The following is a 15,965-nucleotide window of genomic DNA, read 5'->3' on the forward strand; positions in this document are numbered from 1 at the left end:
TACATTTAGGAGAGAGAAAATAAGGAGTCTAAGACAAGCATTTCATTTGATAAGAGGCTTGGAGCTGTGAGGCTGGAGAGCCAAGGCTAAGACTAGCCTTGGTTTAGCTGAAAAAACAGCTTCAAGGGTTCCTCGTGTCAAATGAAAGCAAAATAATTGCCCTCAATCTCACCATTTTTTGGGGCATCATCACTTTCGATTGACACACCTTTTCCTATTTTTTTCATTTTTTTGCATTGCTTCTTACCGGCTACGGATGTCAAACTCTTTAAACACAATACGTAAGTCTCTTAACACTCTTTGACGCCCTCGGAATCGTTCATTTCTTAAAATGCGTTCTAGCTCTTCTTGTTTCTCTTTACTTTGTTTGTTTCTATAATCTCTTAGTGTTTCATAAAAGAGATAATAGTCATCTATCCACAGACCTCCCTCACTTATACGATGACTAATCTCACCTACTTCTTCATATGGTTCTTTATTATATCTTCGTTTGTGGCTTTCTTGCTTACGAAGATAATCTAAAATTCGATTCCGGAATTTTGTTTTGAAGTATTTACGTAAACGAGGAATATCTTCTGCCAGCTCTTCTTCTCTACTAATCAATTCATGTAGACATATCATTCCCTCTTGATCCCAATCCGACAATTCCCATAAATGAAGGTAATATTCATTTCTACACTTATACACAGTCCCTTGGACTTCTTCATACAATTCTTTAATCATAATTTTCCCCTTTCTAGATACAGTCTAACAGATTAGAAACACTTTTGGTACATTTCATCCATTCTGCACCCTTTAGCTCCTCAACTGCACAAAAAAGAGAGGTCTTGCCTCTCTTTGGGTTATTTTTCATCATTCATTTTTGACTTTACTTCATCATAAGATAATGCATGAGATTCCTCTTCTACTGCTTCAGGCATCTTTCCTGTTTCATAGAGAGATTTAATTTGTGTACTATCCAATGTTTCGTATTTCAATAGTGCTTCTGCAATCAACTTGTGAGTTTCACGATTTGACTGAATAATTTCAGCAGCTTTATTTCGTGCTTCATTCAATAATAAACGAACCTCTTCGTCAATTTCATAAGCTGTTTGTTCTGAAATTGATTTTTGAGGGCTTTGTGCACCAAACATAGCATGATTTCCTTCATATTGAACTGGACCAAGTTTTTCACTCATACCGTACTCTGTAACCATTGCACGCGCCATTTGTGTCGCCTGTTCAAAGTCGTTTGAAGCTCCTGTAGTTTGGACATTAAAGATAATTTCTTCAGCTACACGTCCACCCATTAAACCAGCCAATTGCTCTTTCATATCTTCTTTAGATAGAAGCATTTGATCTTCCTTAGGAAGTGCAATCATGTAACCCCCTGCACGACCTCTTGGTACAATTGTAACCTTATGAACAACGCGGGCATTCGATAAGACTAGGCCAACAATGGTATGTCCTGCCTCATGGTAGGCAACCAATTCACGTTCTTTTTGTGAAACTGTCTTATCTTTCTTAGAAGGTCCAGCAATCACTCTATCTTCTGCTTCATCAATATCTGAAGCATCAATTATCGATTTATTGCGACGAGCAGCAACCAAGGCTGCTTCATTCAAGACATTCTCTAAATCAGCACCAACAAAGCCTGGAGTTTGTTGAGCCACTAATTTCAAATCAACATCTTCTGCTAAAGGCTTGTTCTTAGCATGAACTTTCAAGATTGCTTCACGACCTTTAACATCAGGGCGACCAACCAATACTTTTCTATCAAAACGTCCTGGACGTAAAAGGGCCGGGTCTAGTACATCTGAACGGTTTGTCGCAGCAATGACGATAATCCCTTCATTTCCCTCAAAACCATCCATCTCAATCAATAGTTGGTTCAAGGTTTGCTCACGTTCATCATTTCCTCCACCGAGGCCGACACCACGTTGGCGACCAACAGCATCAATTTCATCGATAAAGATAATAGCTGGCGCTGCTTTTTTGGCATCTTCAAAAAGAGAACGAACACGACTAGCTCCAACTCCGACAAACATTTCTACAAAATCAGAACCTGAGATACTCAAGAATGGAACACCTGCTTCTCCGGCGACTGCTTTAGCAAGCAAAGTTTTACCTGTTCCCGGAGGTCCCTCCAGAAGGACACCTGCTGGAATACGAGCCCCAAGTTTTGTAAATCGTTTTGGATCTTTTAAGAATTCAACAACTTCAACTAGTTCTTGTTTTTCTTCCTCAGCTCCAGCAACATCTGAAAATCTTACTTTAATATCTTCTTTATTTGCAGCTTTAGCCTTACTACGTCCAAAACTCATTGGATTACGGCCATTTCCTCCTCCCATATTTCCCATCATAGAGAATAGGAAGAAGAATAAAATTCCAAATGGCACAATGGATACGAGTAGATTAATCCACATACCACTTGAACTTTCATGCTTAACAGTTACTTCTGCTTTATGGTCAGTAGCAAGTTTTTGCAATTCTGATACGGTAGTATCTGCAGGAAGAATAGTGCTGGTAAATTTCTCTACCTTAGTAACAGATGGCGTGAAAAACTGAATGCCTGTTTCTTCTCTACTTGTTTTAGGATTTTTATAAACACCCGAAACTTCGATAACACTGCCATTTGGTTGGTAGGTTAATTCTTTTACATTGTCATCGGTAATTTCTTTTACCAATTCTGTATAATTAATTTGCTCACTTTTCCCTGCAACACTACCTGTACTAAAATACTGGTAAGCTGTAACTAGGAAAAAAATAAGTAATAACCATAGAAATGGATTTTTAATTAAACCATTATTTTGTTTTTTCATTAAAAATTATTCTTTCTAATTTGAATACACGTCTTCTTTCAATACTCCAACATAAGGAAGATTACGATAATTTTCTTTGTAGTCTAAACCATAACCTACTACAAACTCATTTGGGATAGTAAAGCAGGTATAGTCTGCCTCAATTTCTACAACACGTCCTTCTGGTTTATCCAACAAGGTTGCAATCTTAACAGAAGCTGCTTCTCTTGCAATAAACATATCTCGCAAATTCTTCAAAGTTTGACCTGTATCAATGATATCTTCTACAAATAGAACATGTCTTCCTTTGATATCTTGAGTCACATCTTGTTTAATATTGATAACACCACTACTTGCTGTTCCACCATGGTAGCTAGAAACCATCATGAAGTCCATTTCAATATGTGTATCAATATGTTTAACCAATTCAGCCATAAAAGGAATAGATCCTTTTAAAATCCCGACTAAGATTGGATTTTTTCCTGCATAGTCTTTAGTGAGTTGAGCACCTAATTTTTTAGCAGCTTCTGTAATTTCATCGTGTGAAACGAGAATTTTTTTAATATCGTTTTCTAACATTTTTTTACCTATCTATTTTTTCTATATAAAGTACAGTGTTCATTATATCATTTTTCGTGTTTTTACTCAAATTACTGGTCGCAATTCCCAAAATTGAGACAATTTCACCAAATTGCTCAATAATCAGAGCAGATTTTCGCTTTTCCATAGGGATTTTCAAATCGATAAATAGACGTCTGAGTTTTTTTCTATGTCCATTTTGAATCAAAACATCTCCTGTTTTTCGATGACGAATGTGTATGGATGTTTCGCGTGAAACAGGTATTTGTTGAATTGATTCACCTTCTAAAGGAATTCCAAAGGAAAATGTGTATCCTTGATAAGATACCTGATTTTGATAGTGTAACACAAGTTCATCTTCCTTTTCATCAGCCTGCGGACTGATTTTACAAATCTGAAACTGTTGGTACTCTTTTATCAATTCATAACCATTTTTAAGCGGATGATGATACTGGCTTTTAGTTTTTAAAATTTGTCTAACTTCTTCAAACTGAGCTTTTGTAAGCTTCAAATCTGGAAAACGATTCAGATAAGTTTGAAGTAAAACTCTTTGTGTCGACTCAGAGTAAGACAATAGCTGATCTAAATTTTCTACATCAATATTGTTAGATAATTCAGCTATAGCTAAGTCATAATCTAAAATTTCATTTCCGATACTTAAGATTGCATCTCTAAATCGAGGATTTTCTTTTTCTAATTCTGGTAAATAAGCGTTTCGAATACGATTGCGAAAATAATGATTTTCCTGATTTGATGTATCTTCAAAGTGAAAAATTGATGGAAAGTCTTTTTTCTGAAAATGCAAGAAGGGACGAATGATTTCTATCTCTCCTACTACTTGCTTCTCCTTAATTCCTGATAGATAGCGCAAACGAGTGCCTCGAATCAAACGCATCAAAATCGTTTCCACCTGGTCATCAGCATGGTGGGCAGTAACTAAAGCTGTCGCACCTGTCTTTTTCATGACCTCTTGAAAAAAATCATAACGAAAATGTCGAGCACGCGCTTCTGAAAATTCTCCTGAAAAATCGCTGATATAAATAGGAAGCTCTGCTTCAGCAGCTAACTTCCTTAATTCCTGTTCTTCCCAATCTGATTCTACTCTCTGCTTATGATTCACATGAGCTAAGATCAATTCAATTTCTAACTCTTTTTGATAAGTAGACAATACCTTAAATAGAAACATAGAATCTAATCCACCAGAAAGAGCTAGCACCACCTTAGTATGCTTTTTAAAATATCCTCTCTTGAGAAAATGATTTAAAAAATCTTGTTCCCTCATTTTAGAACCTCATAAACATCCTTGGCTATCTGAGAAATTGTATCATAATCAGAATTCTTAGTGAAAATAGAAAGAATAAATGGAGAATCTGCGTAGACAACACCCGTATCATGCTTAAATTCGTCCGCATCCCCAATTTTATGAGCGACCTTCACAGAAACACCTTTGGCAATTCGCTGATTATCAAAATCTGTTTTAGTCAAAGACTCTAGCACAAATCCATTTTGATTATAAATGGCTTCCATAATCTTCCCAGCCATCTTGGAAGAAATCAATTTTTCTTTTAGATCCCAATCATCTCCCATAATGGCAGACATCTTGGATTTGAATGTGGCATCAGATTGGTTTGAAATGTAATAACCCAATAGATTATGAGCTACATTATCCGATTCTTTTGATACTTTTGTGATTAAGTCCTTGAGAGAATACTCTTTATTATCCTCTTTTTTAGGAAGACTACCACTTCCTTCTGGTTTATAAGAACCTGGAAAATCATTGACTGCTGATACGTATTTTACAGTCGTATCTAACTGATAAAGACCCTCATTTATTTTTTCTTGCGCATAATAGAGATAAGGGAGTTTCAAAATACTAGCTGCATACATCTTTTCATCTTGATTGATACCAGCTTCTTTTCCATTAGTCAGTTGCTTAACATAAATAGAGAATGAATTCTTCTGATATTTTTCAGATAACATTTCTTGAACTTTACTCATCCGATTATCTTCTTCAGAAGTTGATTCCTTATCTACCCATCCAGCCTGATCAATATGTAGAAATTCTTTTCCTTCTACAAACATGGTCTTATCGATTGATACTTGCGAATAAGCTGATGAGGATGATTTCACTTCTTTTAAATCATAAGGGCTATTATACAGTTTAAAGTCAGATTCTAACCATACTTGTTTTATTGTTGGAGTCACCTCTGACTGATCATATAAAAATCGTTTGTCTGCAGCAATAAATTGATGGTTGGATAGCTTAAATACCGGAATTCCTTGTTTATTTAAACGCCACTCGGTTATTTGAAAACTTGTTTTGGGAGTTAATTTTCCAGATTCCACTACTAAATCTTCATTCGCATAAACAGGAACCTCTCCATAAACCATAGGAGAACTTAATTTTTCTCTAAAATAAATACCAAAGTCAGATTGTGAAAGGTAATAAATTTCTTTCGAAGTATAGACGACTTCTTTTTCTGTGCTAACAACTTTTGAAATGGTCAAAAAACTTGGTAGCAACAAAATAATTAAGAATTTACGCATTCTTCCTTTCCTTTTCTTCTTGTAAACGCAATAATTGATTTTTATCAGCCAATTCTTCCAGCTTTTCATCTGACAAACTCAAAAATTGCTCTATTACGTCTAGTAAATTTTCCATTTTATCACCTTTGAAGCAAGTCAGGAATCGTATAAACTATTTCCCTCGACTTAGAATAATAGTACTTCGCTCGTGTATATTTGGCAGCATAATCCTCATCTTTCAACTTGGTAGCAAATGCTGTCTCCTTATCCTTTTCATCACTCAAAGTTTGATACTGAGTTTGCAATTCTGATAATTGCTGACGTCGTTGGAGTAATTGCTGATAACTCTGCGCTAAATTAAAAGTTGGCAAGATAAATAATAGCATAATCAAAATCAATACCCACCCCATAAAACGATTCCGTTTTTGTCGTTCTTTCATCAGGTAGCGACGACGTTGATATTCATTTTGGATAAAAGAATTATTCAATTGTACGATATTTTTAGACATTTTCTTCTACCCGTGTTTCACTGATAATTTCATACATGCCTGCTGCATCTTCTTTTTTTGTACTATCTTTCATCTCTAGTACTTTGACAAGTAGCAACTTATTGCCAAAGCGAATTTCAACTTGGTCATTAACTTTCAAGTCCGTTGAACTTTTGGCCAAGATTCCATTCACCTTGATTCTACCTTTATTTGCTACTTCCTTTGCGACTGTACGACGCTTGATAATTCGCGATACTTTTAAATATTTATCTAATCTCATCCTTATTACCTCAATTTATTATTGTACCATTTTTATCTATTTTATAGAAGAAAAATATCAAATGGAATTTTCTTTCTTAGACTCTTTTATCTCTAGTAAACTTTCTCCAAAAATCATCAGTCCTTCTAAAATTTCATAATCCTTCTTATTTCGAACATCAAATACAAGCTCCATTGATCCCTTATTCTCAGCGATGCCTGCTTTTAAGTTCGTTGCGGATAAAGCTTTAAAATAATCTTGAGCTAAAAACAGTCGTTGAGTGACTTTTTCAAATTGGATTGTAACTTTATTATCTTTTCTTTCCACACGTTGAACAAAGACCTTGTCCAAGTATGATTTGACCAAACCAATCTCTAAAAGATAGGCTACTACGTCTGGGTACTCTCCAAATCGGTCCATCAACTCTTCTTGTAACTCTTCATAGTTAACACGGTTGTCAATTTGACGAATTTTCTTGTAAATTTCAATCTTATGTCGTTGATCAGAAATATAAGTATCAGGAAGATAGGCATCAATTTGCAAAATCAACTCAGCATTCCCTTTGGTTCTTGTGTTAGCATTACCGTTTCGTTTAGCAATAGCTTCCTCTAATAACTGCGAATACAATTCAAAACCAACAGAATCAATGAAACCAGACTGGGATTTTCCTAGGAGATTCCCTGCTCCACGAATCGAAAGATCTCGCATAGCAATCTTAAATCCGGATCCCAATTCTGTAAATCCTTTAATCGCTTCTAATCTCTTTTCAGAGACTTCACTAATCGATTTTTCTGGACGATACATGAGATAGGCATAAGCAATACGATTACTACGGCCGACTCTTCCTCTTAACTGATACAAGGTTGACAAGCCCATATGGTCTGCATTTTCAATAAACAAAGTATTGGCATTTGGAATGTCCACCCCTGTCTCAATAATGGTAGTCGTCACCAAGATATCGTATTGTCCCTCAATAAAGTCTAGTAGAGTATTTTCCAACTGGATTTCACTCATTTGTCCGTGAACATAACCAATCGAAGCCTCTGGAATCAACTCCTGTAATTCTGAAACCTTCTGGTCAATCGTGTCAACTTTATTGTAAAGATAGTAAACTTGACCTCCACGCTCCATTTCACGCAAAACAGCATCACGAATGACACTATCATTCTTTTCCAAAACATAGGTCTGAACAGGATAACGATTAGTCGGCGGAGTTTCAATAACAGACAAATCTCTGATTCCCAACATAGACATATGGAGGGTACGAGGGATTGGCGTAGCGGTCAAAGTTAGGACATCCACTTGTTTCTTCAACTCTTTCAAGGTTTCCTTGTGCTTGACACCAAATCGTTGTTCTTCATCAATAATCATCAAGCCCAAATCAGAAAACACAACATCTTTTGACAGAACACGATGTGTTCCAATTAAAATATCGACTTGACCGTTTTTCAATTTTTCAAGTGTTTCAGTCTGCTCTTTTTTACTTCTAAAGCGACTCAACACATCAATATTAACTGCAAAATTTTGGAATCGTTCCTTAAAATTCGTATAGTGCTGTTGCGCTAAAACCGTCGTCGGAACTAGAACGACAACCTGTTTGTGATCATTGACAGCCTTAAAGGCTGCACGCATTGCAACTTCAGTCTTTCCAAAACCAACATCCCCAACCAATAGCCTATCCATTGGCTGAGAATCTTGCATATCCCTCTTGATTTCCTCAATACTACGAAGTTGATCATCCGTTTCAACATAAGGAAATGCATCATCAAAAGCATGTTGATCTTCATCATCAGCTGAAAAAGCAAAACCCTTCAACTGACTACGCTCAGAATAGAGTTTGATTAAATCGTCTGCTATATCCTCTACCTGGTTCTTAACTTTTTGCTTTGCTTTTTTAAAATGACCGTCATTTAATTTATTGAGTTTTGGAGCTTTCCCATCACTTGAAACATATTTAGACAGTAGATGAATCTGTTCTACTGGGATAGAGATTTGATCCCCGTTTTGGTATTGAACACTAACATAATCACGGTGAATCCCCTTGATTTCAATTGTTTCAATTCCTAGATATTGACCAATCCCATGAATATGGTGAACAACGTAATCTCCTTTTTCAAGTTCATTGTAATCTTTTAATCTCTCTGCGTTTGAAACATGCTGTCTTCGAAAACGACGTTTCAATTTCTTTTGAAAAATCTCATGTTCAGTTATCAATAAAATCTTTTCATCTACAAAATGAAAACCATGTCTTAGGTTACTCTCAATTAAGTTTACAGATTGTTGATAGATTCTTGACTTATCTCTGGAATCCAATTTAATCTGATATTCCTCTAACATATCCTCCAATGTTTTACTTCCCATTGAATTGCTAGATTGCAGGATAATAGTGTAATCCATTTTTTTGTATCGTTCAATTTCTTCTTTTAAAAAAGAAAATTGATTGAAAAACTCCTGCATAGGATATTGATTAAATTGATAAATTTGGTCAAACTTGAGATTTCCTAGTCCCTTTTGAAGATTAGAGAAAAAAGTCACCGGACTTTGTTTTTTATAGATTTGTTCAATATCAGCAAAATACTGCATATCAGAAAATGCTTTACTATTCTGTAATTCTTCTGTAAAGTACTGCGCTAATTCTCTTTCAAAGACTTCATACTGATTCATCAATTTTTGATAATCATCAAAGAATATTGGTATGTTTTTTTCAATATAATCAAATACAGTCCATGTCTTATCATAGCATAAAGATAAAAATTTCCGTGAATCAGAATGCATTTGTTTTTGGTGAAAACTTGAAAGAATTTCTTCTAAGTATGATTTTAAAATAGGTGATAACGTTTTTGAAATCTGTTTTTCTAAAGCTGACTGACCTCGTTGATAATCCTTTTCTCTCAAAATTATGTCGCTAGCTGGAAATATGGTGAGTTCTGTCTTATTTTCTTTCGATAATTGTGTTTCTACTTCAAATGACCTGATACCATCAATTTCATCACCAAAAAACTCAATTCGGCAAGGTTCTAACTGGGATATTTCAAAAATATCTAAAATATCTCCTCGAAGACTAAATTCGCCTTGAGTTTGTACTTGTGTAACTTTTCGATAGCCAATTTCCTTCAACTGATGGATAATCGCGTGTTGATCATATTCTTCACCGATTGAGATTTTTACAATACTATCTTTGAATACATTTGGAGACGGTAAAATCAATCGACTTGCTGCGATATTACAAACTAAAATCCCTTTCTTAGATGAATCAGTCAAAAAACGCAAGGCTTCAACCCGTGAAATGATTTTTTCTTGTGAAGACATCAAAAATTCTACCATAGGGGAGTCATCTACCAAAAATGGATAGACAAATTCCTCACCCAAGATAGATAGAAGATCACTAACAAGTCCTTCTGCTTCTCCATAAGTTGACGTCAATAACACAATCTTATCTTCCTGTCTCAAACTACTAGCTATTGCTAAAGCTTTTGTAGAAGTTGACAAACCTAACATTAATTGTCTTTTCTTATCTGTCAGATTTTGATGCCATTTTTTTATCTGATCATTTTCTGAGAATAAATCTAATAAGGTCACCATTTATCCGTTATACCTCTGCATCGTTTTTTCAAAGTTTTTCTCTTGTAAATAGTAGTTTACAGAGTCGTCAACTTTGTCAATAGACTGTAAAATACCGATATAATCATCCTTGTCAAAGGTACTCAAAACATGGTTAACAACTGACATGCCATTTTTAGGTCTTCCGATTCCAATCTTAACACGATTAAAGGTTTGGGTTCCAATATGTTGAATAATAGACTTGATACCATTATGACCACCTGCTGAACCTTTTGCTCTTAAACGAATCTTTCCAACTTCCATGTCAAGATCATCGTAAATGATGAGTAAATCTTCAATATCCAAACCATAATAAGTCAATAAAGCATGAACCGCTTTTCCACTTTCATTCATAAATGTCGTTGGTTTGACAAGATAAATTTTTTCTCCATTTAGGAAAAAGGATGCTAGGTCAGCTTGAAATATCTTATCATGTGTAAAAGTGACATTTTGTTTTTTCGCTAGTTGGTCAATCAACATAAATCCAACATTGTGTTTTGTTTCAAAATATTTATCTCCTGGATTTCCCAAGCCTACAAGTAATTTGGTCATTTATTTTTCCTTTCAAAAGCCAAAAGGGTTGGAATTTTTTTCCAACCTAATTGACACCATTTATTAATTTTTTAGACATTAAAGCGGAATTCCATGATATCGCCATCTTGAACGATATATTCTTTTCCTTCTTCACGCAAGCGTCCAGCTTCTTTTACGGCCTTTTCAGATCCGTATTTCACTAAATCCTCATATGACATGGTTACTGCACGAATAAATCCTTTTTCAAAGTCTGAGTGGATAATCCCAGCTGCTTGAGGAGCCTTCATACTACGTTTGAAAGTCCAAGCGCGAACTTCTTTTTCACCAGCTGTGAAGTAAGTTCCCAATCCAAGCAAGTGGTAAGCTGCACGCGTCAACTTATCTACACCTGATTCTGTCAAACCAATGGCTTCAAGAAACTCTTTTTTATCTTCATCGTCCAATTCAGAAATTTCTTCCTCAGCACGCGCAGAAATGACGACTACTTCAGCATTTTCTGTCGCTGCAAATTCACGAATTTGTTTGACATAGTCGATAGAGTCAGGTTCTGAAACCACATCCTCGTCAACATTAGCAACATAGAGCACTGGTTTAGTCGTCAAAAGGAAAAGACCTTTTACAACCTTTTGTTCCTCATCTGTAAATTCAATAGTTCGAGCTGATTTCCCATCTTCAAGGACTGGTTTAATCTTTTGAAGAACATTAAACTCAGCTACTGATTCTTTATCTTTTTGCGTACGTGCCATCTTTTCTACACGCGCATATCGTTTGTTCACCGATTCTAAGTCAGCAAGAATCAATTCTAGGTTAATGGTGTCAATATCGGCAAGTGGATCTACAAAGGCGTCTTCACGTCCTTGCTCGCGCATCACATTTTCATCATCAAAAGCACGAACTACGTGAACAATCGCATCTACTTCACGAATATTGGCCAAGAATTTATTCCCTAGCCCTTCTCCTTTTGAAGCTCCTTTTACAATCCCTGCAATATCTGTAAATTCAAATGTTGTTGGCACTGTCTTTTTAGGAGTAATCATTTCAGTTAGTTTTTGTAGGCGTTCATCTGGAACTTCAACCATTCCAACGTTTGGATCAATCGTCGCAAATGGGTAGTTTGCTGCCTCTGCTCCTGCTTTTGTAATTGCATTAAATAGTGTTGATTTACCAACGTTTGGCAAACCAACGATACCTGCTGTCAAAGCCATATTTCTCATTCTCCGTTTTCATTTCAATCCCTAATATTATAACACAAAAAGGGAAAACTTGCTAACCCTCTAACTAAGGGGGTTCAGTCAATAATTTTATTCATTTTTCGATCAAAATCATAGCGCCCCATCATGACAACATGGTCACAATTACTGCATTTGATTTTGATATCTGCTCCTACACGTGTAATTTCCCAACGATTGGCCTTTTTACCTGTTGACTTGATGGTGCAAGCATGTGGTTTTTTCATTTCAACAAAATTTCCAACTTGATACATACTATTCTCCTTTTCTTTTTCGATTATATCATAAAAGAGGCGAGCTAAGCTCAACCTCTTTCACTTAATTTGTACGAACTGGTGTAATGAGCTGCATGAAGTCTTCGTCAGTATCTGCTGGCACAAGAGTAAATGGACGAACAGCTGAGATAAAGCTAATGGTAACCTTTTCGCTATTTAAAGCTTTAAGAGAATCAATTAAGTAAGTTGGGTTGAAACTAATGGTCAAATCTTCACCAGTAACCTGATCAGTATCGATTTCTTCGTTTACTTTACCAACTTCTGGAGAGTGAACATGGGCGCTAACAATACCACCTTTAATTTCAAGTTTCACAGTACCATTTTGAGTCGCACTTGATAAAAGACGAGCACGCTCCATTGACTGGCGTAAGTTTACCACATCAAAAGTAATAGTAGTGTTAAAGTCTGTTGGAATCAAGCGATCTGTATCAGGATAGTTTCCTTCTAGGAGACGAGTATAGAAGCTAATATTTTCGCTTCTAAAGAGGATTTGGTTATTGGCAAAGAAAATCTCTACAGTTTCGATATCATCTGTAAATACCACTGAAAATTCGCGTAGAGAACGGCTAGGAATCACGACATCAAAATCATCACTATTTTTCTCAAGCATTAATTTTTTCTGGCTTAGACGATGAGAGTCTGTTGCCACTGTTTTTAGCTCCTTATGCTGACTCAATACAAAATGAACACCTGTTAAAATTGGACGACTTTCTTGTGTACTTGCAGCAAAAGCTGTTTCATTGATAATTTTCTTGAGCAATTTTGTTTCAAGAACCAAAGGAGTGCTTGCTGAAATTTCTTGGATTCGTGGATACTGTTCACTATCTTTTCCTTTTAAGGTAATTTCTGATTTGCCGCTGGTTAAAACAATTTGATTTTGTTCAATTTCTTTAAAATCAAGAGTTACATCAGGTAGGCTAGATACCACATTGATAAAGAAAGAAGCTTCAAGAAGGATCGAACCTAAAGAAGTAATTAATAGACCAGCATCTTCATTTTTTTGAGAAATAAAATTTTCAATTGAAATTTGACCATTTGAACCAATTAAAGTAACACCTTCATTGGTCACGTCAATTTTGACAGTTGATAAAATAGGAATGGCATTTTTAGAACTAATAGCTCTTTTAGTTGTATTTAAGGCTTGTAGAAATAAATTTTTATTAATTGAAAAATGAATCATGGATTCTCCTTTATTTATTTTTAGTATTAGAAGGATAATAGTAATAATAGAGTCTGTGAAATCTGTGGAAAACAGACTTTAAACAAGTCATATCAAGTTTTTTGGCTTGTTTAAAAAATGTGGATAAAAAAGATAATAAAGTAAAAGTTATCCACAACTTATTTGATTTTCTTTTTGATTGATTCAATTTCTAAGCGTAAATTATCGTCTTCATCAATCAAAGATTTAATTTTAGCATGGGCATGAATAACTGTTGTATGATCTTTTCCACCAAATTCCTTCCCAATTTTTGGAAGACTATTATCTGTTAGTTCTCTAGATAAATACATGGCTACTTGACGGGCTAACACAATGTTTTGAAGGCGTCTGCTTCCCTTCATTTCTTTGACACTAACTCCATAGAAGTTACCAACTTCATTTTGGATTTTGTCAATTGGGATGACGAGCATTTGGCTAACATCTTGTTTTCGAGCTCTAATAGCTTCTGCAGCAATATCAATAGTGATATCCTTGATATTTTTTACTCTGGCAATTAAAGTGATGTCGTTTATGGCTCCCTCAAGATCTCGAACATTTGAATCAAATTGCCCAGCTAGGTATTCTAGAGTATCACTTTGGAAATTGTAGCCTAAATGTTCCGTTTTACTTTGTAAAATGGCAATGCGTGTTTCAAAGTCAGGGGGTGTGATAGTTTGTGTCAATCCCCAACTAAAGCGCGTGACAAGCCTCTCCTCGAGCCCTTCTAAATGTTTTGGACTACGATCACTGGTTAGGACAATCTGTTTTTGCTTGTCATGAAGGGCGTTAAAGGTATTGAAAAATTCTTCCTGAGTTGCGACTTTTTTTCCGCTGAGTGACTGGATATCATCGATTAACAAAAGATCAAGACTACGATAGGTTTTTTTAAATTTTTCCATTTCCCCAAGTCTTAGGTGATCAAGAAAGTCATTAATAAAGCTTTCAGCAGGTATGTATTTGACACGTGCATTTGGAATATTTTTTAGAATTTCATTTCCAATAGCGTTTAATAAGTGAGTCTTACCAAGGCCTGGTCCTCCATAGATAAAAAGAGGGTTATAGGTCAGAGCCAAATCTTCAGAGACAGCTAAAGCGGCTGATACAGCCCAAACATTTCCATCCCCTTGAATAAAGTTATCAAAGGTATACTTTTCTTTTAATCCCGTATCTGAATAAGGAATAGATACTAACTTTGGACTATAGTCATAAAGAGTTAAATTTGTAGCTTCTTCAACTTGTGAGCTAGTCGTATCTTGAGGTTTGGTGAAAATATAGTGGGGAGTTATTTCAGCGTCATAAATTTCAAAACCAGCTACTACAATAATATCTTTTAGTTGTTTTTCCCAGACCATTTCCATTTCAGAGCGAGGTAGAAATATAGTGGCAACATTTTCCTCTACCTTGATGAGTTCAGCTTGAATAGCATAGAAATCATACATGGATCGAGTCAGTCTTTCTTGTGCAAATTCTAATATACGATTCCAAAATTGTTTTTCTTTCAATCTTTTCTCCTCCTTTACTATTTAAAAGTTTAATACTAGAGATATTTTACCATAGATAGCAAGAATTTTCCACAAGCTGTGAAAAATAATCCACAATGTTACCAAACTTTATCCACAGGTTGGGGATAAAAGAAGAAATTATTGATTTATTAAGCTTTTTATCGAAAAACATAGTGGATAACCTTGTGAGATAAAAAAATAAAAGAACAGCCTTATTTCAGGCTGTTGATAATTCTACTATATTCTTCTTGATTTGAAAAAGAAATAATGATTTTTCCACTGTCTTTTTTAGATAGTTTAATTTCTACATCTAATCCGAGTAGTTTTCTTAACTGTTTTTCTTCATTTTGTATGAAATGATTCGTTTTTTGCTGTTTCTTTTGTTTTTTCTCTGTCAGAAGAGCTTCTAACTTCCTTACAGAAATATCTTCTTCTATAATCCGTTGAAAGAAATAGTCTTGTTGTTCCTTATTTAACCCAACTAGGGAACGCGCATGGGCTTGTGATAGTTTGCCATTTTCTACTTCTGAGAGAATCTGTTCTGGCAAGGAAAGTAAACGAATGGAGTTGCTGATATATGGACGAGACTTGCCCATTTTATCTGCAATTTCAGCATGGGTGAATCCTTTCTCTACGAGAGATTCATAGGCGCGTGCTTCTTCTATTGGGTTTAAATTTTCTCTCTGTAAATTTTCAATAATGGACTGAACCATCATCTCTTGGTCTGAAATCTGTTTAACAACAGCTGGGATAGACCGTAGACCAGCTAAAAGTGAAGCCCGATAGCGTCTTTCTCCTGCAAGGATTTCATAACCAATAACAGGAGATTGACGAACAATAATCGGTTGAATGAGCCCATTTTCTTTGATAGACTGTGCTAGTTCATCTAGTTTTTCTCTATCAAATTCTTTTCGGGGTTGATAGGGATTTTTTTGTATATCTGTGATAGAAATCATTTCAAATTTTTCCATGATTCTACACTAACACATCTTTTC

Annotated in this window: 15 protein-coding genes; all 15 read right to left on the reverse strand. The window is 35.3% G+C overall.

Features of this window, described 5'->3' with window-relative positions; genetic code table 11:
• Positions 1-243 precede the first annotated feature (243 nt).
• The 15 genes from HT678_RS02415 to HT678_RS02480 all read right to left on the reverse strand — a co-directional run bounded on the left by HT678_RS02415 (position 244) and on the right by HT678_RS02480 (position 15,941).
• Positions 244-723, reverse strand: a complete 480-nt coding sequence (locus HT678_RS02415) for a transcriptional regulator (protein ID WP_050207750.1) — start codon at positions 721-723, stop codon at positions 244-246.
• Positions 724-842: 119 nt separating this feature from the next.
• Complete coding sequence (ftsH, locus tag HT678_RS02420) at positions 843-2,801, reverse strand: ATP-dependent zinc metalloprotease FtsH (protein WP_000744568.1); 1,959 nt, start codon at positions 2,799-2,801, stop codon at positions 843-845.
• Between the two features lie 15 nt (positions 2,802-2,816).
• Positions 2,817-3,359 (reverse strand): hypoxanthine phosphoribosyltransferase, encoded by a 543-nt coding sequence (hpt, locus tag HT678_RS02425; protein ID WP_000892174.1) that lies wholly within the window; start codon positions 3,357-3,359, stop codon positions 2,817-2,819.
• A gap of 4 nt (positions 3,360-3,363) precedes the next feature.
• Entirely contained in the window at positions 3,364-4,641 is a 1,278-nt protein-coding gene (tilS, locus tag HT678_RS02430) for a tRNA lysidine(34) synthetase TilS (protein ID WP_172924564.1), read from the reverse strand.
• Positions 4,638-5,906: a serine hydrolase gene (locus HT678_RS02435; protein ID WP_001224762.1), complete on the reverse strand. Its 1,269-nt coding sequence runs from the start codon at positions 5,904-5,906 to the stop codon at positions 4,638-4,640. The genes tilS and HT678_RS02435 overlap by 4 nt, the downstream gene beginning before the upstream one ends.
• The gene (locus HT678_RS11700; RefSeq protein WP_000429334.1) at positions 5,899-6,021 is read right to left on the reverse strand and encodes an SP_0009 family protein; all 123 of its coding nucleotides are present in this window, start codon (positions 6,019-6,021) and stop codon (positions 5,899-5,901) included. Before HT678_RS11700 ends, HT678_RS02435 begins: the two co-directional genes overlap by 8 nt.
• Positions 6,022-6,025: 4 nt before the next feature.
• Positions 6,026-6,394 carry a septum formation initiator family protein gene (locus HT678_RS02440; protein WP_000041914.1) on the reverse strand — a complete coding sequence of 123 codons (369 nt, stop codon included), beginning with the start codon at positions 6,392-6,394 and terminating at the stop codon, positions 6,026-6,028.
• A complete protein-coding gene (locus tag HT678_RS02445; RefSeq protein ID WP_050254322.1) occupies positions 6,387-6,653 on the reverse strand; it encodes an RNA-binding S4 domain-containing protein in 267 nt (88 codons plus the stop codon). Before HT678_RS02445 ends, HT678_RS02440 begins: the two co-directional genes overlap by 8 nt.
• Before the next feature lie 57 nt (positions 6,654-6,710).
• Positions 6,711-10,214, reverse strand: a complete 3,504-nt coding sequence (gene mfd, locus HT678_RS02450) for a transcription-repair coupling factor (protein ID WP_050254323.1) — start codon at positions 10,212-10,214, stop codon at positions 6,711-6,713.
• A complete protein-coding gene (pth, locus tag HT678_RS02455; RefSeq protein WP_000163938.1) occupies positions 10,215-10,784 on the reverse strand; it encodes an aminoacyl-tRNA hydrolase in 570 nt (189 codons plus the stop codon).
• A gap of 71 nt (positions 10,785-10,855) precedes the next feature.
• The gene (gene ychF, locus HT678_RS02460; protein ID WP_001218709.1) at positions 10,856-11,971 is read right to left on the reverse strand and encodes a redox-regulated ATPase YchF; all 1,116 of its coding nucleotides are present in this window, start codon (positions 11,969-11,971) and stop codon (positions 10,856-10,858) included.
• An 83-nt stretch (positions 11,972-12,054) separates the two neighbouring features.
• On the reverse strand, positions 12,055-12,249 hold the full coding sequence (locus HT678_RS02465; protein WP_000285186.1) for a DUF951 family protein: 195 nt from the start codon (positions 12,247-12,249) through the stop codon (positions 12,055-12,057).
• Between the two features lie 64 nt (positions 12,250-12,313).
• Positions 12,314-13,450, reverse strand: a complete 1,137-nt coding sequence (gene dnaN, locus HT678_RS02470; protein WP_023940601.1) for a DNA polymerase III subunit beta — start codon at positions 13,448-13,450, stop codon at positions 12,314-12,316.
• A 158-nt stretch (positions 13,451-13,608) separates the two neighbouring features.
• Entirely contained in the window at positions 13,609-14,970 is a 1,362-nt protein-coding gene (gene dnaA, locus HT678_RS02475) for a chromosomal replication initiator protein DnaA (protein WP_023936251.1), read from the reverse strand.
• 212 nt (positions 14,971-15,182) lie between these two features.
• On the reverse strand, positions 15,183-15,941 hold the full coding sequence (locus HT678_RS02480; RefSeq protein WP_050207760.1) for a ParB/RepB/Spo0J family partition protein: 759 nt from the start codon (positions 15,939-15,941) through the stop codon (positions 15,183-15,185).
• Between the last annotated feature and the right edge of the window lie 24 nt (positions 15,942-15,965).

Source organism: Streptococcus sp. 3167 (assembly GCF_013277175.1).
GTDB classification, from domain to species: Bacteria; Bacillota; Bacilli; order Lactobacillales; family Streptococcaceae; genus Streptococcus; species Streptococcus pseudopneumoniae.